The sequence below is a fragment of the Nocardia tengchongensis genome (genome assembly GCF_054781395.1).
The window spans coordinates 300,453-323,754 of the sequence record NZ_BAAGUM010000015.1; the positions used below are offsets into that span (position 1 = coordinate 300,453).

The 23,302-nt window shown below is 69.0% G+C and carries 21 protein-coding genes; 11 read left to right on the forward strand and 10 right to left on the reverse strand.

What is annotated here, in order from left to right; translation table 11 throughout:
- Positions 1 to 177: 177 nt before the first annotated feature.
- The 3 genes from mtnA to mtnC are packed head-to-tail and all read left to right on the forward strand — an operon-like array spanning position 178 to position 3,122.
- A complete protein-coding gene (gene mtnA, locus ACYVKL_RS27895; protein ID WP_379166107.1) occupies positions 178 to 1,845 on the forward strand; it encodes an S-methyl-5-thioribose-1-phosphate isomerase in 1,668 nt (555 codons plus the stop codon).
- An 18-nt stretch (positions 1,846 to 1,863) separates the two neighbouring features.
- Positions 1,864 to 2,442, forward strand: coding sequence for a 1,2-dihydroxy-3-keto-5-methylthiopentene dioxygenase (locus ACYVKL_RS27900; RefSeq protein ID WP_379166108.1), 579 nt, complete (start codon positions 1,864 to 1,866; stop codon positions 2,440 to 2,442).
- Complete coding sequence (gene mtnC, locus ACYVKL_RS27905; protein WP_379166109.1) at positions 2,439 to 3,122, forward strand: acireductone synthase; 684 nt, start codon at positions 2,439 to 2,441, stop codon at positions 3,120 to 3,122. The genes ACYVKL_RS27900 and mtnC overlap by 4 nt, the downstream gene beginning before the upstream one ends.
- A 73-nt stretch (positions 3,123 to 3,195) precedes the next feature.
- On the opposite strand, the gene ACYVKL_RS27910 is transcribed toward mtnC, so the two are convergent.
- From ACYVKL_RS27910 to ACYVKL_RS27930, 5 genes are all read right to left on the reverse strand, one after another.
- Positions 3,196 to 3,786 carry a GTP-binding protein gene (locus ACYVKL_RS27910; protein WP_213555333.1) on the reverse strand — a complete coding sequence of 197 codons (591 nt, stop codon included), beginning with the start codon at positions 3,784 to 3,786 and terminating at the stop codon, positions 3,196 to 3,198.
- A complete protein-coding gene (locus ACYVKL_RS27915) occupies positions 3,767 to 4,144 on the reverse strand; it encodes a DUF742 domain-containing protein (RefSeq protein ID WP_213555334.1) in 378 nt (125 codons plus the stop codon). Before ACYVKL_RS27915 ends, ACYVKL_RS27910 begins: the two co-directional genes overlap by 20 nt.
- Positions 4,141 to 4,566 carry a roadblock/LC7 domain-containing protein gene (locus ACYVKL_RS27920; protein WP_213555335.1) on the reverse strand — a complete coding sequence of 142 codons (426 nt, stop codon included), beginning with the start codon at positions 4,564 to 4,566 and terminating at the stop codon, positions 4,141 to 4,143. The genes ACYVKL_RS27915 and ACYVKL_RS27920 overlap by 4 nt, the downstream gene beginning before the upstream one ends.
- Positions 4,544 to 7,225, reverse strand: coding sequence for a nitrate- and nitrite sensing domain-containing protein (locus ACYVKL_RS27925; protein ID WP_379166110.1), 2,682 nt, complete (start codon positions 7,223 to 7,225; stop codon positions 4,544 to 4,546). Before ACYVKL_RS27925 ends, ACYVKL_RS27920 begins: the two co-directional genes overlap by 23 nt.
- A gap of 157 nt (positions 7,226 to 7,382) precedes the next feature.
- On the reverse strand, positions 7,383 to 9,383 hold the full coding sequence (locus tag ACYVKL_RS27930; protein WP_379166111.1) for a sensor histidine kinase: 2,001 nt from the start codon (positions 9,381 to 9,383) through the stop codon (positions 7,383 to 7,385).
- A gap of 255 nt (positions 9,384 to 9,638) precedes the next feature.
- On the opposite strand from ACYVKL_RS27930, the gene ACYVKL_RS27935 reads away from it, so the two are divergent.
- The gene (locus ACYVKL_RS27935) at positions 9,639 to 11,141 is read left to right on the forward strand and encodes an alkaline phosphatase (RefSeq protein WP_379166112.1); all 1,503 of its coding nucleotides are present in this window, start codon (positions 9,639 to 9,641) and stop codon (positions 11,139 to 11,141) included.
- Positions 11,138 to 11,626, forward strand: coding sequence for a hypothetical protein (locus ACYVKL_RS27940; protein ID WP_379166114.1), 489 nt, complete (start codon positions 11,138 to 11,140; stop codon positions 11,624 to 11,626). The genes ACYVKL_RS27935 and ACYVKL_RS27940 overlap by 4 nt, the downstream gene beginning before the upstream one ends.
- Before the next feature lie 271 nt (positions 11,627 to 11,897).
- Here ACYVKL_RS27940 and ACYVKL_RS27945 read toward each other — a convergent pair whose 3' ends face one another.
- Positions 11,898 to 12,572, reverse strand: a complete 675-nt coding sequence (locus ACYVKL_RS27945; RefSeq protein ID WP_379166115.1) for a cupin domain-containing protein — start codon at positions 12,570 to 12,572, stop codon at positions 11,898 to 11,900.
- 170 nt (positions 12,573 to 12,742) lie between these two features.
- On the opposite strand from ACYVKL_RS27945, the gene ACYVKL_RS27950 reads away from it, so the two are divergent.
- Entirely contained in the window at positions 12,743 to 14,296 is a 1,554-nt protein-coding gene (locus tag ACYVKL_RS27950; protein ID WP_379166116.1) for a succinic semialdehyde dehydrogenase, read from the forward strand.
- A gap of 74 nt (positions 14,297 to 14,370) precedes the next feature.
- Here ACYVKL_RS27950 and ACYVKL_RS27955 read toward each other — a convergent pair whose 3' ends face one another.
- The 4 genes from ACYVKL_RS27955 to ACYVKL_RS27970 all read right to left on the reverse strand — a co-directional run bounded on the left by ACYVKL_RS27955 (position 14,371) and on the right by ACYVKL_RS27970 (position 18,282).
- Complete coding sequence (locus ACYVKL_RS27955; RefSeq protein WP_379166117.1) at positions 14,371 to 14,778, reverse strand: DUF779 domain-containing protein; 408 nt, start codon at positions 14,776 to 14,778, stop codon at positions 14,371 to 14,373.
- Positions 14,779 to 14,792: 14 nt separating this feature from the next.
- Entirely contained in the window at positions 14,793 to 16,310 is a 1,518-nt protein-coding gene (gene exaC, locus ACYVKL_RS27960) for an acetaldehyde dehydrogenase ExaC (protein WP_379166118.1), read from the reverse strand.
- Between the two features lie 157 nt (positions 16,311 to 16,467).
- Positions 16,468 to 17,688 (reverse strand): transcriptional regulator, encoded by a 1,221-nt coding sequence (locus tag ACYVKL_RS27965; RefSeq protein ID WP_379166119.1) that lies wholly within the window; start codon positions 17,686 to 17,688, stop codon positions 16,468 to 16,470.
- A gap of 147 nt (positions 17,689 to 17,835) precedes the next feature.
- On the reverse strand, positions 17,836 to 18,282 hold the full coding sequence (locus tag ACYVKL_RS27970) for a nuclear transport factor 2 family protein (RefSeq protein WP_379166120.1): 447 nt from the start codon (positions 18,280 to 18,282) through the stop codon (positions 17,836 to 17,838).
- 255 nt (positions 18,283 to 18,537) lie between these two features.
- Here ACYVKL_RS27970 and ACYVKL_RS27975 point away from each other — a divergent pair, with 255 nt between their 5' ends.
- The 5 genes from ACYVKL_RS27975 to ACYVKL_RS27995 all read left to right on the forward strand — a co-directional run bounded on the left by ACYVKL_RS27975 (position 18,538) and on the right by ACYVKL_RS27995 (position 23,254).
- Positions 18,538 to 19,182 (forward strand): ABC transporter ATP-binding protein, encoded by a 645-nt coding sequence (locus ACYVKL_RS27975; protein ID WP_379166121.1) that lies wholly within the window; start codon positions 18,538 to 18,540, stop codon positions 19,180 to 19,182.
- Positions 19,179 to 19,955, forward strand: coding sequence for an ABC transporter permease (locus ACYVKL_RS27980; RefSeq protein ID WP_379166122.1), 777 nt, complete (start codon positions 19,179 to 19,181; stop codon positions 19,953 to 19,955). The genes ACYVKL_RS27975 and ACYVKL_RS27980 overlap by 4 nt, the downstream gene beginning before the upstream one ends.
- Positions 19,956 to 20,093: 138 nt before the next feature.
- Positions 20,094 to 21,074: a terpene synthase family protein gene (locus ACYVKL_RS27985; protein WP_379166123.1), complete on the forward strand. Its 981-nt coding sequence runs from the start codon at positions 20,094 to 20,096 to the stop codon at positions 21,072 to 21,074.
- Between the two features lie 332 nt (positions 21,075 to 21,406).
- Positions 21,407 to 22,390, forward strand: a complete 984-nt coding sequence (locus ACYVKL_RS27990) for a polyprenyl synthetase family protein (RefSeq protein WP_357196676.1) — start codon at positions 21,407 to 21,409, stop codon at positions 22,388 to 22,390.
- Positions 22,391 to 22,477: 87 nt separating this feature from the next.
- Positions 22,478 to 23,254, forward strand: a complete 777-nt coding sequence (locus ACYVKL_RS27995; protein WP_379166125.1) for a glutamine amidotransferase — start codon at positions 22,478 to 22,480, stop codon at positions 23,252 to 23,254.
- The last annotated feature ends 48 nt before the right edge of the window (positions 23,255 to 23,302 follow it).

Below are 23,302 nucleotides of genomic sequence, written 5' to 3' on the forward strand. Positions count from 1 at the left end.
AGCTGACACCCGCGGGGTCGGGCCGGGCGCGAGCGCGCAATCCCGCACGAAAACGGGCTATTCGGATCCCCGTGATCGGAAACCTGCCGGTCAGGCCGGGCTCCGGGTTCGATACGGTGGAGTGTGCCCACCGCCGTGGGCGTTGCCGCAAATCTCCAGTCAAGAGGACATAACTCGATGGATCAGAGTTCGATCACGTGGGCCGACGGCGCCCTCGTCACCATCGACCAGCGGGCACTGCCGCACGAGGTGCGGGAGCTGCGGATCACGACGGTCGACGAGGTCATCGACGCCATCAAGACGCTGGCCGTGCGAGGGGCGCCGGCCATCGGCGTGTGCGGCGCGTTCGGTGTGGTGATCGCGGCGCGGGCCGCCGCCACCGCCGACGGTGTCCTCGACACCGCGCGCGTGCAGGCGGAGGCCGCGCGTATCGCCGACGCCCGGCCCACCGCGGTGAACCTGGCGTGGGGCGTGCAGCGCACGCTGGCCGAGCTGCCCGGCGGCGTGCCGGCGCTCGAGGCCGAGGCGCTGGAACTGCTGGCCGAGGACGGCCGCGTGAACCTGGCCGCCGCCACCGCGGCCGCCGATCTGATTCAGCGGCTGTGCGGGGACCGCCCGTTACGACTGCTCACGCACTGCAACACCGGCCGCCTCGCGACCACCGCGTGGGGCACCGCCATCGGCGCGCTGCGGGTGCTGCACGAGCGCGGCGCGCTGGCCGAGGTGATCGTGGACGAGACCCGCCCGCTGCTGCAGGGCGCGCGCCTGACCGCGTGGGAGATGGCCGAGGCGGGCATCCCGCATCGGCTCACCATCGATTCGGCGGCGGCCTGGGCGATGGCCACCGAACAGGTCGACGCCGTGGTCGTGGGCGCGGACCGGATCACCGCCGACGGCGCAGTGGCCAACAAGATCGGCACCTACATGCTGGCCATCGCGGCCGCGCACCACGGCATTCCGTTCATCGTGGTGGCCCCCGAATCGACGCGCGACATCTCCACCGCGCGCGGCTCCGACATCGTGGTGGAACAGCGCGCCGCGGCCGAGGTGACCGGATTCGGCGGCGTCGCAACGGCTCCCGAGGGCACCTCGACCTTCAACCCGGCCTTCGACGTCACCCCGGCGGAGCTGGTGACCGCCGTGGTCACCGAGTTCGGTGTGCTCGAGGACGCGGCTGCGGCGCGAACGTCCGCCGGAACGAACACGGCGACCGCATCGGCGTCTACCGCCGGCGCGGAGATCGCCGAGATCGCCCGTGGCCTCTATGCGAGCGGCTGGATGCCGGGCACGGCGGGCAATATCTCGGTGCGCCAGGGCGATACGGCCGTCATCACCGCGAGCGGGCTGTCCAAGGGCGAGCTCACCGCCGCCGACACGGTCACCGTAGCCGTGGTCGATTCCAAGCCGGTGGATGCCTCCGGCCGCAAGCCGTCGGCGGAGACCACCATTCACACCGCCGTCTACCGCACCCGTGGCGCGGACGCCGTCGTGCACGTACACCCGCCGCACGCCACGGCTGTAGCCGTCAAGACCGCCGGATCCGGTGTCACCACTACCCGTTTCACCGGATACGAGCTGATCAAGGGCCTGGGTTCGGCCCGCCCGGATCTCATCGACATTCCGGTGTTCCCGAATCACGCGGACGTCCCGCAGATCGGCGCGGATATCGAGAAGTACCTGACCGAGCATCCGGAGGCCCCGCCGGTGCTGTTCATCGCCGGGCACGGCATCACCACCTGGGGCGCGTCGCTGGCGCAGGCGCGGGATCGCGCGGAGTGCCTCGAGGCCATGTGCGAATTGACTACTTTGACCGGGCAGCGCGAAATTGCTGTGGGCGACAACTAGTTCCGAGAAGGGAACCCGATGACTCTGTTGCAGATCATGTCCGACACCGACGCCGGTGAGGTCGTGCTGCGCACCGGTGACGACGCGGTGATCGCCGCCGAGCTGGGCAAGCGCGGCATCACCTTCGAGCGCTGGCCGCTGCTGGAGGGCTTCAGCGCCGCCACCACGATCGAGCAGCTGCTGGCCGAATACCAGGGCCGCATCGACGAATTGAATGCCGACGGCCGCTACAAGTTCATCGACGTGGCCCGCATCCACCCCGACGACAGCGACCCGGAGTGGCCCGCCAAGGCGGTCGCCGCACGCACCAAGTTCCTCGACGAGCACCGCCACGCCGAGGACGAGGTCCGGTTCTTCGCGGCCGGCGCGGGCTGCTTCTACCTGCACCTGGGCAACGAGGTGCTGGCGACGGTGTGCACCGCGGGCGATCTGGTCTCGGTGCCGGCTGGCACCCTGCACTGGTTCGACATGGGCACCCGGCCCGAGTTCGTGGCCGTGCGCTTCTTCGAGGAGGAGGACGGCTGGATCGGCGATTTCAGCGGCGACAAGATCTCCGCGGGCTTCCCGACCCTGGACGAATTGCTGGCCCCGGCATGATCAAGGTGGTCGTGCTCGATATCGAGGGGACTACCAGCCCGACCAGTTCGGTGCGGGAGGAGCTGTACGGGTACACCCGCGAGCGGCTCCCGAGCTGGCTGGCCGAAAACGTGGGTAGCGCAGCCGATCCCGTCATCGAGGCCACCCGCGCCCAGGCCGACCGTCCCGACGCGGACGCCGCCGAGGTGGCGCGGATCCTCATCGAGTGGCTCAACACCGACGTGAAGTCCGAGCCGCTCAAGACCGCGCAGGGGATCATCTGCGCCGAGGGCTTCCGCAACGGCGCACTGCACGGCGAGTTCTTCCCCGACGTGCCGCCGGTCCTGCGGGCCTGGCGCGACGCGGGCCTGGAGCTCTACATCTACTCGTCGGGTTCGGTTCGCAACCAGAAGGATTGGTTCGAGTTCGCGCGCGGCGGTGATCTGTCCCCGCTCATCAGCGGACACTTCGACCTGTCGACGGCGGGCCCGAAGCGCGAGGCCGCCTCGTACGAGAAGATCGCGAGCGCCATCGGCGTTCCGGCCGATCAGATCCTGTTCCTGTCCGATCACCCGGACGAGGTGGACGCCGCGGCGGCCGCGGGCTGGCAGGCCATCGGCGTCACCCGCCCGGGCGAGCCGAACAGCCCTCGCGGAACACACCGCTGGATCAGCGACTTCGCCGACGTCGTCCCGAACTGATCAGCGCCACAACGACATCGAGCCCGTCCGGAACATTCCGGACGGGCTCGATTCGTCTATCACTACAAGAGCTTCAGCGCACCCCGGCGGTGGCGGCCCGATCGATCAGGTACTCGACCAGGGTCATGAGCACGTTCTTGGCCGAGCCGCGATCGCGAGCGTCGCAGAGCAGCACCGGAATCCGCTCGTCCAGGTCGAGGGCGTCACGCACCTCGGCCGGGGTGTAGAGCGGCGCGCCCTCGAAGCAGTTCACGGCCACCGTGAAGGCGACGCCACGGCGTTCGAAGAAGTCGATCGCCGCGAAGGAGCCCTCCAGCCGACGGGTGTCGGCCAGCACGACCGCGCCCAGCGCGCCGCGGGCCAGCTCGTCCCACAGGAACCAGAAGCGGTCCTGACCGGGCGTGCCGAACAGATAGAGGACCAGGTTCTGGTCGATGGTGATACGACCGAAGTCCAAGGCCACCGTCGTGGTGGTCTTGCCTTCCACACCGCGCAAATCGTCTACGCCGGTGGACAACTCGGTGATGAGTTCTTCGGTCCGGAGCGGAGTGATCTCACTGATCGCCCCCACCATGGTCGTTTTGCCAACGCCGAAACCGCCCGCGATGAGAATTTTCACCGAGGCGGCCATGGGCGCGGCGGATTCAAAGTTTTCGGATGCCATCGAGTACCGCTCGCAGAATGTTGAGGTCACCGGGTGCGGACTCGGGGGAGGCCGGGGCCCGGAATTTGAGGATGTTATCGGAGATCAGGTCCCCCACCAGTATTTTCGTTACCGCCAGTGGCAACCGCAGGGCGGCCGAGATCTCGGCCACCGTCAGCGGAAGGCGGCACAACCGCACGATTTCCGTGTATTCCGGTTCGGCACGCCGCAGCGGCGGGGCGGTATTGGGTACCACCACCACCGTGAGCATGTCCAGATCGTGCCCCGCGCCCATGGTTCGGCCACCGGTCCGTGCGTAGGGGCGCACGAGCGGACCGGCCGCGTCATCGAACCACTGTTCCCCCGGCCCCCGCGTCATGACAGCCGCGGGTTGCCTTGTCCGGCCAGGTTGTGGCGCGGCGTGGTGGACAGGAAGCTACCGACGCGCTGCACGGTCAGGTTCATCTCGTAGGCAACCATACCGAGATTGGCCTGTTCGTTCGCCTGCAGCGCGAGGCATGCGTGGCTGCCGGCCGCGGTCACGAACAGCACCGCGCGCTCCAGCTCGATGACGGCCTGGCGGACCCCGCCACCGTCGAATCGGCCTCCGGCGCTGCGCGCCAGCCCGTAGAGGGTGGAGGACATGGCACCGAAGTGCTCCGCGTCCTCGCGGCTCATGGCGGATGAGCGGCCCAGCAGCAGTCCGTCGGTGGAGTGCACCACCGCGTGACGGACGCCCGCTAGCCGGTCGACCAGATCATCGAGTAGCCAGTTGAGATCACCAGCGTTTGAGGTGGTCACCGTCGCCTTCCTGTCGTTCCGAGTTTGCCTGGGACTCAGGCCCGAACGAACCGGGGTCGGCCTGGCGGCCCTGCCTGGTTCCGTTTTCGATGGCGGAGAAAAGGTCTCGGGCCTGCTCGGCCGTGCGGGTGGCCTGGACCGCCGACTCGGGGGTCGGCTGTTCCTGCGCCAATTCCGGTGCGAGACTTGCCTGCCGGTGCCGTCGCGGGAGCGCGGGCCGGGCGTCGGAGCCAGTGTAATGGGACCGTCCGTGTTCGCGAGCCCGGAACCCGTTTTCGACCGGCGGGATCGGGGTACTCGGCTGGTCCTGCCACTGACCGTTCTGCGGCTCCGGCCGCGGATTGGTCGGCGGGTCGAACGGCGTCGCCGCCCCGAAGGACATGACCGGCGGCACCAGCGAACCGGTGGTGGTCGGGCCGAATGTGGTGGTGGGCGGCGCGTACGAACCGGTGGTCGGGCCGAAAGTGCTGGTGGGCGCGGCGAACGAACCGGTCGACGGGCCGAAGGGTTCGGGCTGCGGCTCGGCCGGGGTGGCCGGCGGCTCGGTCGCGGGCGGGGTGTCGTAGGACAGCAGGGGCAGTTCGTAGCTCGAGGTCATCGAGGGCGGAACCGCCGGTGCGGCAGGCAGTTGCGGCAGCGCGGCCACCGCGACCGATGCCGCGGACGGCCCGGCGGTCTCGAGCTGACGCGGCACCACCGGCATCTCACCGGTGCGGCCGGAGGCCTGCACGGTCAGCGAGGTGGGCACCAGCACGATGGCTCGCACGCCGCCGTAGTCGGACTCGGTGAGGCGCACCGAGATTCCGTGGCGCGCGGCCAGCTGGGCGACCACGAAGCGGCCCAGGCGGAAGTCGTCGGGCAGCATGGCGACACCGAAGTCCGGGGCCTCGCGCAGCACCGCGTTGATCCGGGTGAGCTCTTCCTCGGGCATACCCATGCCCTGGTCGATGATCTCGATGGCGACGCCCTTGCCGACCACGTTGCCGCGCACCTCGACCTGCGACTGCGGCGGCGAGAAGTGGGCGGCGTTGTCGACCAGCTCGGCGAGCAGGTGCACGAGGTCGGCCACGGCGCTGCCGACGATGGAGATGTCGGGCAACCGGGCGATCTTGACGCGGGTGTAGTCGGCGGTCTCGCCGACGCTGGAGCGCACGATCTCGAGCAGCTGCACCGGGTTTCGCCACTGCCGTCCCGGCTGACCGCCCGCGAGAATGATCAGGTTCTCGGCGTTGCGGCGTTCGCGGGTGGCCAGGTGGTCGAGGCGGAAGTAGATGTCGAGCAGCGCGGGGTCTTCCTGCTTCGACTCCGCGGCGTCGAGGATCTCGAGCTGCCGGTGCACGATGACCTGGCTGCGGTGGGCGATGTTGAGGAACATCGCCTTGACGCCTTCACGGGTGCGGGCCTCGGTGATGGCCGCTGTCACGGCGGAGGCGTGGGCGTGGGTGAACGCCTTTGCCACCTGGCCGATCTCGTCGTGGCCGAAGTCCAGGATCGCCTTTTCCTCGTCGGCGTCGAGCGGGCGGCCGTCGCGCAGCTTGGCCATGATCTCGGGCAGCCGCTCGTCGGCCAGCTCCAGCGTCTCGTCACGCAGGCCCTTGAGGCGGCGGATGATCCGGTTGGCCAGGATGAGCGAGACCAGGAAGGCGAGTGCCGACACCGACACCATGGCGCCACCGACCAGCGCGGAGTTGCGGGCGTCGGTGTCGGCGACCTCGGCGGCCGCGCGCTCGTTGTGCTTGCTGTTCTTGTCCCAGAGCTTGAGGACCTGGGTGGTGAGGCGCGACACCGTGTCCCGCCATTCCTGCGGGGTGAAGGTCAGCGGTGCGACCACCGGCGGGGTGCCGGGCTTGGCGGGCGGCAGGGTCATGGGATCGAGCGCCCGGGAGATCAGGACGTTCTCCATCATGACGATCTTCGTCCAGTCCGGATCGTTCATGAGGGCTTGCATATCGGTATTGCCGCTGCCGCCGTCGCCGCCGGCCAGCACGCCGAGGTTGACCCGGTAGGTGCCCGCGACGCGGGAGAATTCGATGGCCAGTTCGGGCGGCAGGGCGCCACCGGCGAGCAGCACCTCGGCCACCGCGGCTTCGCGGGAGAGCATTTCGGCGGACTGCACGATCTGCAGGCCGTTGAGCGTCTCCATGGCCACCGTGGCATTGGGCGCGTGGTCGGCGACGATGCGGGTGCCGATCCAGATGAACTCGAGCACCTTGCCGTAGAAGTAATAGGTGTCCGACACCGACACCGAGTTGGTGTCGATCCCCGTCCGCAGCCCCGCGAGCTGCCGGGTGAGGGTGAGGAAGCCACCCACGTCTCCGGTGACGGAGTCCGGACCGCTCTGCTTCATGGAGGCCGAGACCGGCGCCATCCCCAGCAGAGCGTTGTCGAGCCGGGTCCGCGCCTGCGCCAGGGCTTTCGGATTGGCGTCGTCGGCACCGCTCATCTGGGCCAGCGAGAGCTGTCGCTCCTGCTCCACCGCGGCGATCACTTCTCCGGTCGGCGTTCCGGCGGCCGACAACGCGTCCGCCCACTCCCGCGCGTGCTTGCTCTCGACCACCAGGTACCCCGCGCCACCCACGCCGATCGCGAGCAGCGCGAGGCTCGGGACGAGTGCGATGGCAAGCACGCGGGTCCGGACCCCGAGCCTCGCTCTGAACATCGGGCAAAGGTAACGGGACGTAGGTCACATTCGCCCCTTCGATCCCGTTGGGCGGGAGTGCGTTTGACACGTTTGTTCATGCATGCCGCCGCATCGCAATCGAAGTCGCCGAACAGCAATTCACTGGCTACTTGAATACCGGGCGGCACAGGGCGATTCACCGAGCTCGAGGCCGGTTCCGCGAATCAGCGGCGAGCGCCGAATCCAGTCCGGCGACGGTGGGATCCCCGGAATTTCCGCGTTCGATCAGACGGGCGGGAAATAGGACGATCGCCCGCACGCCACCGTGATCGGAGTCGGACAATCGGACCGAGATGTCGTGACGGGCGGCCAGTCGCGACACCACGAACAACCCCATCCGGGAGTCCTCGGACAATCGGGTGACCGCGAAATCCGGTGCGGCGCTCAGCAGATCGTTGCCGCGCTCGAGCTCCTCGGCGGGCATGCCCATGCCCTGATCACTGATCTCGACGACGACGCCACGACCCACCGCCGAACCGGTGATCTCGACCCAGGACTGCGGTGGCGAGAAGGTGGCGGCATTGTCGACCAGCTCGGCCAGCAGGTGGATGGCATCGGCCACCGCGGCGCCGACCAGGAAAACCGCAGGCAGACGGCCGATCCGGACCCGGGTGTAGTCGACGGTCTCCCCGGCGGCGGAACGCACCAGCTCGAGCAGGGGGACCGGGTTGCGCCACTGGCGGCCCGGGCGGCCGCCCGCCAGCACGATCAGGTTCTCGGCATTGCGGCGTTCCCGGATGGCCAGGTGGTCGAGGCGGAAGTAGATGTCGAGCAGCGCGGGATTCTCCTGGCGCGCTTGAGCCTCGTCGAGGATCTCCAGCTGCCGGTGCACCACCACCTGGCTGCGATGCGCGATAGCGATGAACACCGACTTCACGCCCTCGCGGGTGCGTGCCTCGGCGCGGGCGGCCCCGACGGCCGACGCGTGCGCGTGGCCGAAAGCCCGCGCCACCTGCCCGATCTCGTCGCGCCCGAAATCCAGGACCGGCGCGGCGGGCTCGGTCCCGAGGTCCTGGCCGGCGGCCAGCCGCCGCATGGTCGCGGGCAGTTCGTCGGCGGCGAGCGCCAGGGTGCGGTCACGCAAACGCCGCAGCCGCCGAATGATCCGATTGGCCAGCTCCAAGGCGACCAGGATCGCGAGCACGGCCACCACGACCATGCCCGCACCGGCCCACAGCGAATTGCGGGTGGTCTCGGCGGCAGCGGCCACCGCCAGATGCTGGGCCTCCGCGTTCTCCGCCTGCCAGAGCTCGGCCAGCCCGTGGGTGACCTCGTCGGCGCTGCGCTGCCACTCGGGCACCGAGATCGGAAGCGGTTGCGGTGCGGACCGTTTGGCCGGGCCCTCCGACGGGGCGAGCGTGCGCTGGGCCAGGACGGGCTCCACCGAGCCCAGCCGCTGCCAGGCGGCGCTCTGGACCAGGGTGCGCGCGACCGCGGCCTGCTGCTCGTCGGGCGCGTCGACGATGTCGCCGACCCGCGTGCGGTAATAGCCGACCAGACTGAGGTATTCGGTCCCGAGCTCCGGGGTGAGCCGGTTGCCGTCGAGCAGCGCCGCGGCCAGCGCGTTCGCGCGGCTCATCGCCTCCAGGCTGCGGAGCACGTCCGCGGCCTGGGCGAGCTCGACGGCGGTGGCCGAGTCGGGCGCGGTGCGCTGCACGACCGCCACGCCCGCCATCACGCCCTGCGGGATGCGGTTGTAGAAGGTGTAGGCATCCGCGACGGGAACGGTGCCCGCGTCGATGCCGGAGCGAATCACGGCCAGGTGCTTGCTGGTTTCGCCGAGGGCGTCGGTGGCCTGACCCATGGCGTCGGGCCCGATCCGGGACAGTTCGGATTGGGCCGGGGCGAGCAGTCGCACCGCGGTGTCGAGGCGTTGGCGCGCCGTGGTCAGCTGTCGCACATCGACTTCCGCCCCGGCCAGCCGCCAGAGTGTCAGCTGTCGTTCGGCCTGGACCGCTTCGATCAGCTCCCGGGTGGGCGCGATCCCGGCGCGCATTTCATCGGCCCAGGTGCGGGCGCGGTGGGCGCGGTCCACCAGGGTGCCGGTCGCGCCGATCCCGCTGAGGGCCAACGCCATGCTCGGGACCAGCGCGATGGCCAGGATCCGGGTCCGGACCCCGAGCTTCGGAAGACGCATCGCCGCAACGTAGCCGGGCAGCGGATGGCCCGGCGGCGCGAGTCCTTTTGTGCGGGACGGCAATTGACACCGCTTCGGCAGGTCCGTAAGCCGGGCGTCGACGAGACGGGGAGAAGGCATACGTTTACCTGCGAGCCAACTGTGAGTTTTCTGTGTGTCGGCAACGGGCAAACATGCAGCACTACGTTCAGCCGCGCCCGGCTGACTGCGGGCCGCGCCGCCGGGCCTCCGGGACGCGATGACGGAGGAGACGAAGTGCAGCACAGGAAACGCGCATGGGCGGTCGCGGTCGCGGCCACCACCGCCGCGATGTCGGTCGCGACGCTGGTCGCCGGTTGCGGGTCGGACGCCAAGGGCGACAACGAGGTGCGCAACATCATCTATCTGCTGGGCGACGGCATGGGACGCACCCACGTCACCGCCGCCCGGCAGCGCTTCGAGGGCGCCGGCGGCCACCTGCAGCTCGAGCAGCTCCCGTACGTGGGCGCGGTCGCGACCTACGCGGTGGAGCCCAACAGCGCCAAGCCGTCGCTGGTGACCGACTCGGCCTCCGCGGCCACCGCGTGGTCCTCGGGCGTGAAGACCTACAACGCCGCCATCGGCGTGGACGCGTACGGCAAGACCGTGCCGACCCTGATGGAGCAGGCCAAGGCCGCCGGCTTCGCGACCGGCAACGTCAGCACCGCCGAGATCACCGACGCCACCCCGGCCGCCATGTTCAGCCACGCGCTGCTGCGCGGCTGCCAGGGCCCCACCTTCAGCGAATCGACCTGTCTGCCCAAGAAGTCCGACGGCAGCTACGAGGCGCAGCCCGCGGACAAGACCCTGGTCACCCCGATCGCCGAGCAGATCGCGCGCAACGGCACCGCCGACGTCATCTTCGGCGGCGGCCTGGCCCGGTTCGAGCCCGACGACCAGAAGGTCATGCAGGACAAGGGCTATGAGGTGCTGGGCAGCATGGGTGATCCGGCGCTGAAGGCGCAGACGCCCGAGAGCCAGAAGGTGCCGACCGCCGCGGACCTGAAGTCGGTGACCGCGCAGAAGGTGATCGGCCTGTTCAATCGCGGGAACATGACCGTCACCAATGCCCGCAACGCGCTGCCGGATTCGGCCCCGCAGAAGCAGGAGCCGACGCTGGCGGACATGACCACCAAGGCCATCGACCTGCTGTCGGCGCGCAAGGGCGGCAAGGGCTTCCTGCTGCAGGTGGAGGGCGCGCTCATCGACAAGCGCTCGCACGCCAACGACGCCGCCCAGACCCTCGACGAGGTCAAGGCCTTCGACGACGCGGTCAAGGCGGCCGTGGACTTCGCCGAGAAGGACGGCCACACCATGGTCGTCGTGACCGCCGACCACGAGTGCGCCGGCTTCAGCATCATCGAGAAGAACACCTTCACCAACGCCGAGGCCGTCGCGCCGCCGACCAATGTCGACGCCACCAACCCGGCCAACAACTCCAAGCCCGCCCGGGACGGCAAGGACAACGTGAAGGACCCGGTGCGCTCGCCCGGTCTGGTCAACGGTGCGGGACAACAGGATCCGCGCAACTTCGCCCCGGCCACCTTCCGCACGCCCGACGACCCGGCCGAGGTGAAGGACGGTTCGCCCGAGGCCAGCCTGTGGCTGACCTACCTCTCGGGCAACCACACCGGCGCGGACGTGCAGATCTACGCCTACGGTCCGGGCGCGCAGGTGTTCGCGGCGAGCCAGGACAACACCTCGCTGTACACCAAGATGCACAAGGCGCTGCTGCCGTGACGCGGCGAGGCGGTGCGCTGATCGCGGGTCTGCTGGCGGTGGCGGCGCTCGGCGCGGGCTGCTCGTCCGCGCCGCAACCCGCGGCCCCGGCGCCCGTGGCCGCCCCGACGGTCACGCCCCGAATGGCCGAACCCCCGGCCGCGACGCTGACGGTGTCGGCGGGCGAGGTCCGGCTGGCGCCGGGACCGTTCACCGATCGGGTGCGATTGAGCGGCACCCGCCTCGAAGGCGCTTCCGTGCGTGGCAATCTCGCGATCACCTCCGATGTCAGCGATGTGCTGGCCTTGGAGGTGCAGGCGGCCTTCTACGACGCGACCGGTCACTTGGTCGGTACGGGAACGTTCCAGCACGCGGACGAGGAGCCCGGCGGGGGCGGCACGCATGTGCCGAGTGTGGACGGCATCCCGTTCACCATCGTGTCGGCGCCGGCGAATGCGCCGGTGTCGGCGGCGGTGCTGTCGATTCCGGTCCTGGTGAACGAATAGCACTCAGCCCGCGAGTCTTGCGTCGATCCCGCGCACGCACCCCTCGTACGTGCGCGGGATCGGGGCCGATCCGCCGGTGCTGCCATCACCGGCGAGCGATTCCCTGCCCGGGGTAGTACTGGCTGGTTCTTCGCTCGGCGATCACGATCGGTTACAGAATTCGCAGCTAGCGGGCCTAATTCCGGCATTCCAGACAAAATATTGCGGCACCCCCTCATCAGGTGGAGTGCCGCATTATTCGTCTTCCGTGGACGCTCGTGCCTGCCCGATGTCAGCCGCGCTGCGCGTAGTGGGCCGCGCCGGCCCAATCGAGCATCACGCACGCCTCGTCGCCGACGACCCAGGCGTCGTGGCCGGGCGGGCAGAACAGGTAGTCGCCCGGGCCGAGATCGGATTCGGAGCCGTCGTCCATGCGGATCCGCATCCGGCCGGAGACGCAGTAGCCCACATGCATGGCCTGGCAGGTGTCGGTGCCGGCGATCGGGCGAATATGGGTGGACCAACGCCAGCCCGGTTCGAAGACGGCCCGGCCGAGGGCGCCGAACGGCGTCTCGACGAGGTCCATGCGACCCGACTCCGCTTCGAAGGGGCGGGTTTCGTCGGGGGTGTCGAGGCTGCGCACGATCAGGTTCCGGCCCTGGCCGTCGGACATGTCGTCCTCGCGCAGCAGATCCAGATTGTGGAAGACCGCCGGGCCATCGCACAGCGCGGCCATTTCCTCCGCCAACCGGGCGGTTTCGGGAAGGTCGGAGTTCCGCATCGCCTCTTCGTAGGAGGGGAACTCGACCATCTGCAGGTACATGTCCGGGTGGTCGCGGTCCTTGGCCTCCAGACCGCGCAGAGCTGTCCGCTTGCCGGCTGTCGCGGTAAGCCACGCGTCGAGCTTCTCGTTGAACTCGTCGATGTGCGTGGTCTTGAACTCGATCGTCTGAACGAATTTGGTCATCGTGGGCACTTCCTTCCGGGCAAGCACCCCTCCGAAAACATTACTCGTGGATAGCTGCGCGAATAAGACACGATCCTGGCAATCCCGGAATCTCGGTAGTCGCGGTCCGACACTCGCCAAGCGGGGTAGATTGCGTGTATCACGAAGTTACTCGTAAGTAGGAGGCGATGATGCCGGTGCCGGCTGCCGCGGTGTTCGAACGGCTGCGCTCGTTCGCTGCCGTGGATACCACGCAGGACCACGCGACCCGAGCGATCACCGAGGTGTTCACCGGCGAGACCCTCGGCCGGGTGCCGGTCGGCACCGCCGCCGATGTCGCCACCGCCATCACCAAAGCCCGTGCCGCCCAGGCGGAGTGGGCCGCGCGCACGCCCAAGCAGCGGGCCGAGGTGCTGGAGCGCTATCGGGCGCTGGTGATCGAGAACCGCGACTACCTGATGGACGTCATCCAGGCCGAGACCGGCAAGGCGCGCTGGGCGGCGCAGGAGGAGGTGATGGGCCTGTTCCTCGCGGCCCGCTACTTCTCCCGGATCGCCCCGAAAGTCCTGGCGGCCCAGAGCGTGCCGGGTGCGTTCCCCGTCCTCAACCGGGCCTCGGTGCGCGCGGTGCCCAAGGGCGTGGTCGGGGTGATCGCGCCCTGGAACTACCCCATGCTGCTCGCGGTCGGCGACTCGATTCCGGCGCTGATGGCCGGCAACGCGGTGGTGCTCAAGCCCGACAGCCAGACCCCGTACTCGGCGCTGGCCAATGCCGAACTGTTCGCCCGCGCCGGCCTTCCGGCCGATCTGTTCGCCGTAGTCACCGGACCCGGCACGGTCGTCGGCACGGCCATCGTCGACGACTGCGACTACCTGATGTTCACCGGTTCCTCCGCCACCGGCCGCACCCTGGCCGAACAGTGCGGCCGCCGGTTGATCGGCTTCTCCGCCGAGCTGGGCGGCAAGAACCCGATGATCATCACGCGCGGAGCCGATCTCGACAAGGCCGCCAAGGCCGCGGTGCGCGCCTGCTTCTCCAACGCGGGCCAGCTGTGCATCTCCATCGAGCGCATGTACGTCGAGCGCGCGGTGGCCGACGAGTTCACCCGGAAGTTCACCGCGGCGGTCCAGGCCGCGAAACTCGGTGCCGCCTACGACTTCTCGACCGACATCGGCAGTCTCATCTCCGAGGCGCAGCTGGAGACGGTCACCAAGCACGTGGCCGACGCGGTCTCCAAGGGCGCGAAGGTGCTCGCCGGCGGCGGCGCGCGGCCGGATCTCGGTCCGCTGTTCTTCGAGCCGACCGTGCTGTCCGAGGTCACCGACGCGATGGAATGCGGCCGCAACGAAACCTTCGGGCCGCTGGTGTCGATCTACCCGGTCGACTCCGTCGAGGAGGCGATCAGTCGCGCCAACGACACCGAATACGGCCTCAACGCCAGCGTCTGGGCGGGCAGCAAGGCCGAGGGCGAGCGCATCGCCGGGCAATTGCACGCCGGCACAGTCAATGTCGACGAGGGCTACGCCCCGGCCTGGGGCAGCACGGGCGCTCCGATGGGCGGCATGGGCATCTCCGGCGTCGGCCGCCGCCACGGACCCGACGGCCTGCTGAAGTTCACCGAGCCGCAATCGATCGTGGTGACCCGCTTCCTGAACCTGGACGCCCCGCCCTTCGTCCCGCAGGACACCTGGCAGCCCTTCCTGATGACGATCGCGCGCAGCCTGCGTTTCCTGCCGGGCCGCTGACCCGGGATCCGCAGGGCCGCAACAGGTTTACGATGGCGCGGCCGACCCGGAGAAACCGGCCGCGCCACCTTCCTTCATCCGGCCAGTTCGTTGCCGCGCAGCGGAGCTGGAGCCGCTTCCAGTGCCGCTGCTTCGGCATCGGTGAACAGGCGTGACCGGATGACGAATCGCACCCCCTCGGGGGCCTCCAGGGAGAAACCACCGCCGCGGCCGGGGACCACGTCGACGGTGAGATGGGTGTGGCGCCAATACTCGAACTGGTCGGCGCTCATCCAGAACGCCGTGTCCGGGAAGACGCGGCCGAGCAGTACATCGGCCGCGCCCACCCGGAACTCGCCCAGGGGATAGCACATCGGGGAGCTGCCGTCGCAGCAGCCGCCCGACTGGTGGAACATCACCGGGCCGTTGTGGTCGATGAGACCTTGCAGCACCGCCGCCGCGGCCTCGGTGATGGTCACCCGGGAAACCGGACCTGCCCTCATCGCGCCCCCGCCGTTCAGAAGAATCCGAGCTTCTTCGGCGAATAGGACACGAGCAGGTTCTTGGTCTGCTGGTAGTGGTCGAGCATCATCCGATGGTTCTCGCGGCCGATGCCGGACTTCTTGTAGCCGCCGAAGGCCGCGTGCGCGGGATAGGCGTGGTAGCAGTTGGTCCACACCCGACCGGCTTTCAACGCCCGGCCCACCCGGTAGGCGACGCCGCCGTCGCGGCTCCACACGCCGGCGCCGAGGCCGTAGAGCGTGTCATTGGCGATGGTTACCGCTTCGACCTCGTTGTCGAAGCGGGCCACCGCTACCACCGGACCGAAGATCTCCTCCTGGAAGATCCGCATGCTATTGCGGCCCTCGAAGATGGTCGGCTCGATGTAGTACCCATTGGGGAAACCCTCCACCTTGCGCATCTCGCCGCCGGTGAGCACCTTCGCGCCCTCTTTGCGGCCGATGTCGATGTAGGAGAGGATCTTTTCGTACTGGTCGTTACTGGCCTGGGCGCCGATCATGGTCGAATCGTCGAGCGGGTTGCCGCCCTTGATCGCCTTGGTGCGCTCGATGCAGCGGGCCATGAACTCGTCGTAGATGGACGAGTGGATCAGCGCCCGCGACGGACACGTGCACACCTCGCCCTGGTTGAGCGCGAACATGACGAAACCCTCGACGGCCTTGTCCAGGAAGTCGTCGTCGGCCGAAAGCACGTCGGGGAAGAAGATATTGGGACTCTTGCCACCCAGCTCCAGGGTGACCGGAATGATGTTCTCGCTGGCGTACTGCATGATCAGTCGCCCGGTGGTGGTCTCGCCGGTGAAGGCGACCTTGGCCACGCGCGGGCTCGACGCCAGCGGCTTGCCCGCCTCCACACCGAAACCGTTGACCACGTTGACGACTCCGGGCGGCAACAGGTCGGCGATGAGTTCGATGACCAGCAGCAGCGAGGCCGGAGTCTGCTCGGCCGGCTTGATGACCACGCAATTGCCGGCGGCCAGCGCGGGCGCCAGCTTCCAGGCGGCCATCAGGATCGGGAAGTTCCACGGGATGATCTGCCCGACCACGCCCAGCGGTTCCTGGAAGTGATAGGCGACGGTGTCGGCGTCGATCTGGGAGAGGTGACCCTCCTGTGCGCGCACCACGCCGGCGAAGTAGCGGAAGTGGTCGACCGTCAAAGGCAGGTCGGCGGCGAGGGTTTCGCGGACCGGCTTGCCGTTCTCCCAGGTTTCGGCGACCGCGAGGCGCTCCAGGTTCGCCTCGATCCGGTCGGCGATCTTGTTGAGGATATTGGCACGATCGGTCACCGAGGTGGCACCCCAGGCGTCGGCCGCTCGGTGCGCGGCCTCCAGCGCCATATCGATGTCCGCGGCGCTCGATCGCGCCACCTCGCAGAAGGTTTCGCCGTCGATCGGGGAGGGATTGTCGAAATATCTGCCCTCGATCGGCGCTTTCCACTCGCCACCGATGAAATTGTCATAGCGGCGGTTGAAGCTGACGATGCTCCCGTCGGTGCCGGGTTTTGCGTAGATCATGGCGCGGCTCCTGATCACGTATCTGCGGTGACGGGGGCCACTATGAACCGCGAAGGTTGGCGGGAGGTTGGCGTCGGGTTGGCGAAACGTTGCTGAGTCACTGACGGTGAAAACGACTGGAATAACCGACAATCCGGGCACCTGGCACGGAGTGCGGTCATGCACGCAGTGCGGTGTGCAACCGTGCGGTCGCCAGGGCGCGGCGACTGTCGCCGTGGGGGAGCAGGCGCAGGGCGTGCTCGTGGATCTCGATGTCGTCGGGGCAGCGCTGACCGAAACGCAAGGCGTGCTCGGGATTCGGGTCGGCCAGCACGGCCGTGCGCAGGCAGACGTCGAGGTGCTCGCGCCACTGCACGATGCCGGGGACATCCGAATCCGGCAGCAGCGGACCGCGATACAGGCGCACCGCGGTGGTCAGGTCGCCGGCCTCGAGCGCGGCCAGCAGCTCGACCGCGTCGCAGGCGAGAGGTTCGGTGAGCATGTAGCGGCGGTCGGCGATGCGGCCGTCGGTGGCGGCGCGCAGGCGGGAGACGTCGGACTTCAGGGTGCTCGAGGACACCGACCGGTCGCCATAGACGGCGTCGTGCAAGCGCTCGGGCGTGAAGCCGTCCGGTTCCAGCGCCAGCAGCGTCAGGATCTCCAGCTGCCGCGGGCGCATCGGCACCTGCCGGCCCTGCTGGTACAGCCGCGGCACCCCCAGCGACTCCAGCCGGGTATTGCCGGCGGGGCGTTGTTGCTCGACGTGCACTCGGGATTCGATGGCAGTCACCAGCGCTCGGACCGTTGTGAGGATGAGGGGATGGGAGCGATCCCAATAGGTCGACAGATCCAGCACGCCCAGCTGGCGGCCGTCGGCGGCGCGAATCGGCGCGCAGTAGCAGACCCAGCCGTGCAACGCCTCGACCAGATGCTCGGCGGCCCAGACCTGGGAGGGGCGGCCACTGTGCAGCGACAGCGCGATACCGCTGGTGCCCATGTACGGTTCGTCCCAGCATCCGCCGGGCGCGAGGTTCACCGACTCCGCACGCCGCCGAACCGACCGGTCGCCACAGCTGAAGAGCACGGTCCCGGCCTCGTCGGTGACCACCGCGATCATCCCCGAATCCTCGGCCAGCGCCCGCAACTCCCCGGCCATCTCGGTGATCGGGGTGCGCAACGGCGATTCGGCCCAGCGCGACCCCAATTCGTCCCGATCGGTGCCGGGGGCCACCGCCCGCGTCGGATCGACCGTGCGCAGCGACCGCGCCCACGACTCGGCCACCTCACCCCGCAGCGCCACCTCGGCGCCGGGTGGGCTGGCGGGGGAGGACGTGGTCCACCGCTCCCAGGCCTTCTCCAACTCCGCACGCTTGTGCGACGCGGCGGGCAGCTGTGACATGGCGCAAACTCCTCGCGGTAAGTCCGGGCCGAGCGATATCCCATGATGGCGCGCGGTCGCGGCGCGCGGGCCGCATTCGACGCAGTCCGTGCGCTGATTCGTTTCGGGCGGCTTCGCACGCTTCGTCGCGGGTCGATGCCCCGGAACTCAGCTACCGGGGAGCGCGTCGGGCGCGACGAACATATAGCTCTTCTCCTCCACCCGCTGCTGGATCCGCCATTCGCCGTTCACGCGCACGAAGGTGTCGTGATACCACAGGCCACACAGCATGAGCCGGCGTTCGCCGTCGGCGGCGCCGACCATCATCGGGTTGTGGCACATGGTCCGGGCGGTGGCGTGATCGCCCTCGACCCGGATCGCCGAATTACTGATCATGTGCTGGAACGCCGAGAAGTTGGGCATGACGGCGGCGAGGAATTTCTTGGTGGATTCCACGTCACCGGCCGGGCCGCCCATCGCGGTGTAATCGATATGGGCATCCGGGGTGAAGATCTCGTCCAGCATTTCCCACTGGTGGGTATCCACGGCGTGGGAATAGCGGACCATCAGGTCCTCTATTTCCATGCGATCCGAAATCTCCTGCAGGGACAACATGCTGCCTCCGGGTGGCCGATAACTGTTCAGGGACGGTGGGCCAGCGTACGGCGAGGCAGGCGTTGATCTTGCCATTTCCGAAAGATACGGGGATGCAATAGATCTCGTTCGGACCGGTCCGTCAGTGCGAGACCGGGGAACGGGGCGGCGGCAGCACCGCCGCGGTCAGCCTCCCCGGCCGGGCCGCCACCCCGCGCTCGAGCAGCGCCCCGCGCCCTGTCATCGACCCGCGCCGGGGCATGGCATGGTGAGACCGTGCCCAGCATCGTCTTGGAACAGGTGAGCCTCGGCCACGGGTCGACTCCGGTGCTCGACGACGTCGACGCGGTGTTCGAGGCGGGTGCCTGTACGGCGGTGGTCGGACCGAGCGGGGCGGGCAAGACGACGCTGCTGCGGTTGCTCAATCGGTTCGGCGAGCCGGACAGCGGGCGGGTGCTGCTCGACGGGACGCCGGTGACCGAACTCGACGTGCTCGCGCTGCGGCGGGAGGTGGGGCTGGTACCGCAGAAGCCGGTGCTGCTCACCGACACGGTGGCCGAGGAGGTTCGGGTCGGCCGCGCCGTCGATGGCGACACGGTGGACGAATTGCTCGGGGCGGTCGGATTGCCGGACGGGTTCGCGGCGCGACGCTGCGCCGAGCTGTCCGGGGGTGAGGCGCAGCGGGTGTGCCTGGCCCGGGCGCTGGCGGTGCGGCCGCGGGTACTGCTGCTCGACGAGCCGACCTCGGCGCTGGACGGGGCCTCGGCGCTGGCGATCGGGGAGCTGATCCGGGCGCAGGTGCGCGGCGGCGGCAGTGTCGTGCTGGTCAGCCACGATCCCGGGTTCGTCGCCCAGGTGTCGGACACGGTGTGGACGTTGTCCGGCGGGCGGCTCACCCACGAAACGGGGAAGCAGCCGTGACACAGGGGCTTTCGGTACCGGATTGGACCGGGGTCGCGGCCTCGCTGCTGCTGGTCGCGCTGGCGGCGGGTATCGCCTACCGTCAGCACCTGCACCTGACCCGGGAGCTGCTGATCGCGGCGGCGCGCGCTGGGATCCAGTTGATCGCGGTGGGCGCGATCCTGCTGGTCCTGTTCCGGCACACCGGATTGCCGGGCGCGCTGGGCTGGGTGGCGCTCATGGTCGTGATCGCCGGGCAGGTGGCCGGGCGGCGCGGCGCGGGCCTGCCGCACGCGAAGCGTTCGGCGACCATCGGCGTGGCCTTCGGGGCGTGCATCACGCTGGGGGCGCTGATCGTGCTGGGCATCATCTCGACGCAGGCCAGGGTGGTGGTGCCGGTCGGCGGGATGATCGTGTCCTCGGCCATGCAATCGACGGGGATCGCGTTGCGCCGCCTGGTCGAGGATGCGCGGCGGGCGCGCGACGCGGTGGAAGCGCGGCTGGCGCTGGGGCTTTCGGCGCGGCAGGCGTTCCTGCCGCATCAGCGTTCGGCTCTGCGCACCGCGTTGATCCCGGCCATCGACTCGACCAAGGTGGTCGGTCTGATCAGCCTGCCGGGTGCGATGACGGGTTTGATTCTGGCGGGGGTGGATCCGCTGACGGCCATCCGCTATCAGATCGTGGTGATGTACATGCTGCTCGCGGCCACCACGCTGGCGGCGCTCGCGGCGACGCGGGTGGCCGAGCGGACGCTGTTCGACGGTGCGCAGCGGCTGATCGTACTGCCCGGCTGAATCTCCCGGCCCCACCGGCACTCTCGTGCGGCCCGCAGAATCCTAATGAGTGGGATTCCAGATGCGAGTGCAGACGTCCGAAATGCCGTTATCGTTACCATGTCCTCGGTTAACTAGTTGGGGGATAGGCAGTTTCACATGGAAGCGATCGAGATTTTCATGCCATTCGGCCCCGCCGGGCTCAATCCCGCGGAGGCGCAGGCCGAAGCGGGGATGTGGTCCTGGCTGGAAGCCTATGCGCTGGTGCCGACCGAGCCCACCCGGCGACGGATGGAACGCACGCTCCCGGCACGCATGTACGCGCTGTGGTGTCCGAGTGTGGGGGTGGAGGAGCTCACGCTGCTGAGCCAGTACACGGCCTGGGCCTTCATCGTGGACGACCAGTTCGACATCGAAATCCCCGAGCCCCCACGGTGTTTGGAGGCCGTCACCGCCATCGAGGCCGTACTGGACGGTACGGCGTCTCCTTCCGGGGTGCTGGCGATCGCCTTCGCCGAACTGTGGGACCGCCTGTGCCGGGGCCGGTCCGCGGCGTGGCGCGAGAGCGTGCGCGGCGAGATCCGGGACTGGCTGTGGACCTACTACACCGAGAGTGTCGGCCGGCTCTCGGGGAATCTGCCCGACCTCGAGACCTACCGCGCCCATCGCCGAGACGGCGTGGCGCTGTATGTGTTCCTGGACATCAGCGAGCGCGCCGAAGGGGTCGACCTGAGCGCGGCCATCCGGCACCTGCCCGCCATGCGCAGCCTGCGCGCGGCGGCCGTCGAGCACATGGGACTGTTCAACGACGTGCTGTCGGTGGCCTCCGACGAGGCGTCGGGCTATCTCTACAACTCGGTGCTGCTCGCGCAATATCACCACGGGCACGATCGAGCGCAGGCCCGGCAACTGGTCAATGGCATGCTCTCCGACTGCGTGTCGCGCATGACCGAGGCCATCGAGCGGCTGCCGACCGAACTCGACGACGCCGGAATCACCGGCCGCGACCGCGCCGACGCCCTCGCCACCGCCGCGAACTACACGGTCTACGTGCGGGCCAACCACGACTACCACTACCAGGCAGCCCGTTATACCAGCGCGCCGGCGGACGCGCTCGAACACGGATTGCCCCTTACCTGAACCACGCCCGCCGGGTTACCGTTGCGGAACTGAAATTCGCAGGCAACCCCCGGGTTTCAGGTTGCGGTGGGACCATGAGCTTCTTCTAAGCATTGCTACCCAGCTGCCACCGGGTGGCTGCGGTATCCGTGTCCGAGAGAGCGGGGCCGATTATGCGAGCGTCGAAACCGATCCGATTCACAACGGGAGCGCACTCCGGGGGCAGGCGCCGATGGGGCCTGTCACGCCCGGTCGCGGCCGCCCTCGCCGGGCACGACGAAACGCGTGCCCGGGCAGCCGAATCCATAACCCGGCCGCTCGACGCCACCGCCGAGCGCAGCGCCCGTAGACAATTGAGCGAGGCCAGAGCGGCCATCGACCCGGTGCTGCGGTCCGCGGTCGGTGAGATGGCCGAGCCGCTGGACCTGATGGCCGGGTACCACTTCGGCTGGTGCGATCCCGAGGGCACCGCGGTCACCGGGGTGCAGGGCAAGGCCTTGCGCCCGGCCCTGACCTTCGCGGCCGCGACGGCGTGCGGCGGGGATCCGGGGGAGTCGGTGCACGCGGCGGCCGCGGTCGAACTGCTGCACAACTTCTCGCTGGTGCACGACGATGTGATGGACTGCGACGCCTTCCGGCACGGGCGGCCGACGGTCTGGCGGGTATGGGGCGAGACCACCGCGACGCTGCTCGGCGACGCGCTGCAGGCGGTGGCGCTCGGCGCGTTGTGCGACGGCGTGCCCGGGCCCGTCACCGGTGAGGCGGTCATCCGGCTCACCCGCGCCACCGTCGACCTGTGCCACGGGCAGTACGCGGACTGCGATTTCGAGACCCGGGCGGCGGTCACCGTCGACGAGTACCTGGGCATGGCCGCGGGGAAGACCGGTGCGCTGCTGGGGTGTGCCTGCGCACTGGGCGCGTTGTGCGCCGGGGCCGACGATCGCGTGGTGTCGGCGATGCACACGTTCGGTTCGGAACTGGGTCTGGTCTTCCAGCTCGTCGACGATTTCATCGACATCTGGGGTGATCCGGAGGTGACCGGGAAACCGGCGCACAGCGATCTGATCCATCGCAAGCAGTCGTTCCCGGTGGTGTGCGCGCTGGAATCGGGTACCGCGGCGGGTCGTGAACTGGCTCGGCTCTATCGGACCCGGCATCCGCTGACCCCGGCGCGGGCGGCTCGGGCGGCGGATCTGGTCGAGCGAGCCGGTGGGCGGCAGCGCACGCTGCGGCGGGCGTCGACCGCGTTGGAGGCGGCCTTCGCGGCGTTGCCCGGTGATCTGGTCACGGACGATTTGACGGCATTGGCCCAGCTGGTCGCCCATCGCGATCACTGAACAGCGTGCCGCGGTGCGGGCGGGCCAAAAAACAAAGTACGTGTAACCGGCGGTTACACGTACTTTGTTTTTTGAGAATTAAATCTGATGAGGTACGCCGACTGTACCAGAGCCATCGACAATGTGGTGATGCCCAAGTCTTGTCTGCTGTTGCAGCTGCGACCCGAGCAAGCGGCCTCCGACCAGGAGTATCACGCCATCCTGGACGCGGGCGGACTCACGCCGGCGGAGGTGGTGCGGGTCGAGATGAATCACGGCATGCCCGATCTCGACCTCGACGACTACTGGGCGGTCATCGTCGGCGGCGGCCCCAGCAACATCAGCTACCCCGAGGACCGCAAGTACGACTACCAGCGAATCTTCGAACCCGAACTGCGGAAACTGCTCATCGAGGTGGTCCGGCGCGACTTCCCCTACCTGGGCGCGTGCTACGGCTTGAGCGTGCTCGCCGAGGCGTTGGGCGGGCAGGTCAGCACCGAGAAGTACGGCGAATCACCGGGAGCCACCACCATCGAACTGACCGGCGACGCGGACGCCGACCCCCTGCTGCGCGGTCTTCCGGACGCCTTCCGCGCCTTCGTCGGCCACAAGGAGTCCTGCCAGGACGTCCCCCCGGGAGCGACGCTGCTGGCCGGCTCCGAGGGCTGCCCCGTCCAGGCGGTCCGGGTGGGCGAGCACGTCTACGCCACCCAATTCCACCCCGAACTCGACGGCGAAGGCCTGGCCCTGCGCATCGAAATCTACCGCCACGACGGCTATTTCGACCCCGCCGAGGCCGACTACCTGACCGAACTGGGCCATCGCGAGCACATCACGGTGCCGCAGGAGATCCTGCGGCGCTTCGTCGCCCGCTACCGGGGCTGAGACCGCGCAGCCCGGACCGAGACCGGTCCGGGCCATCGTTCCGCGGCG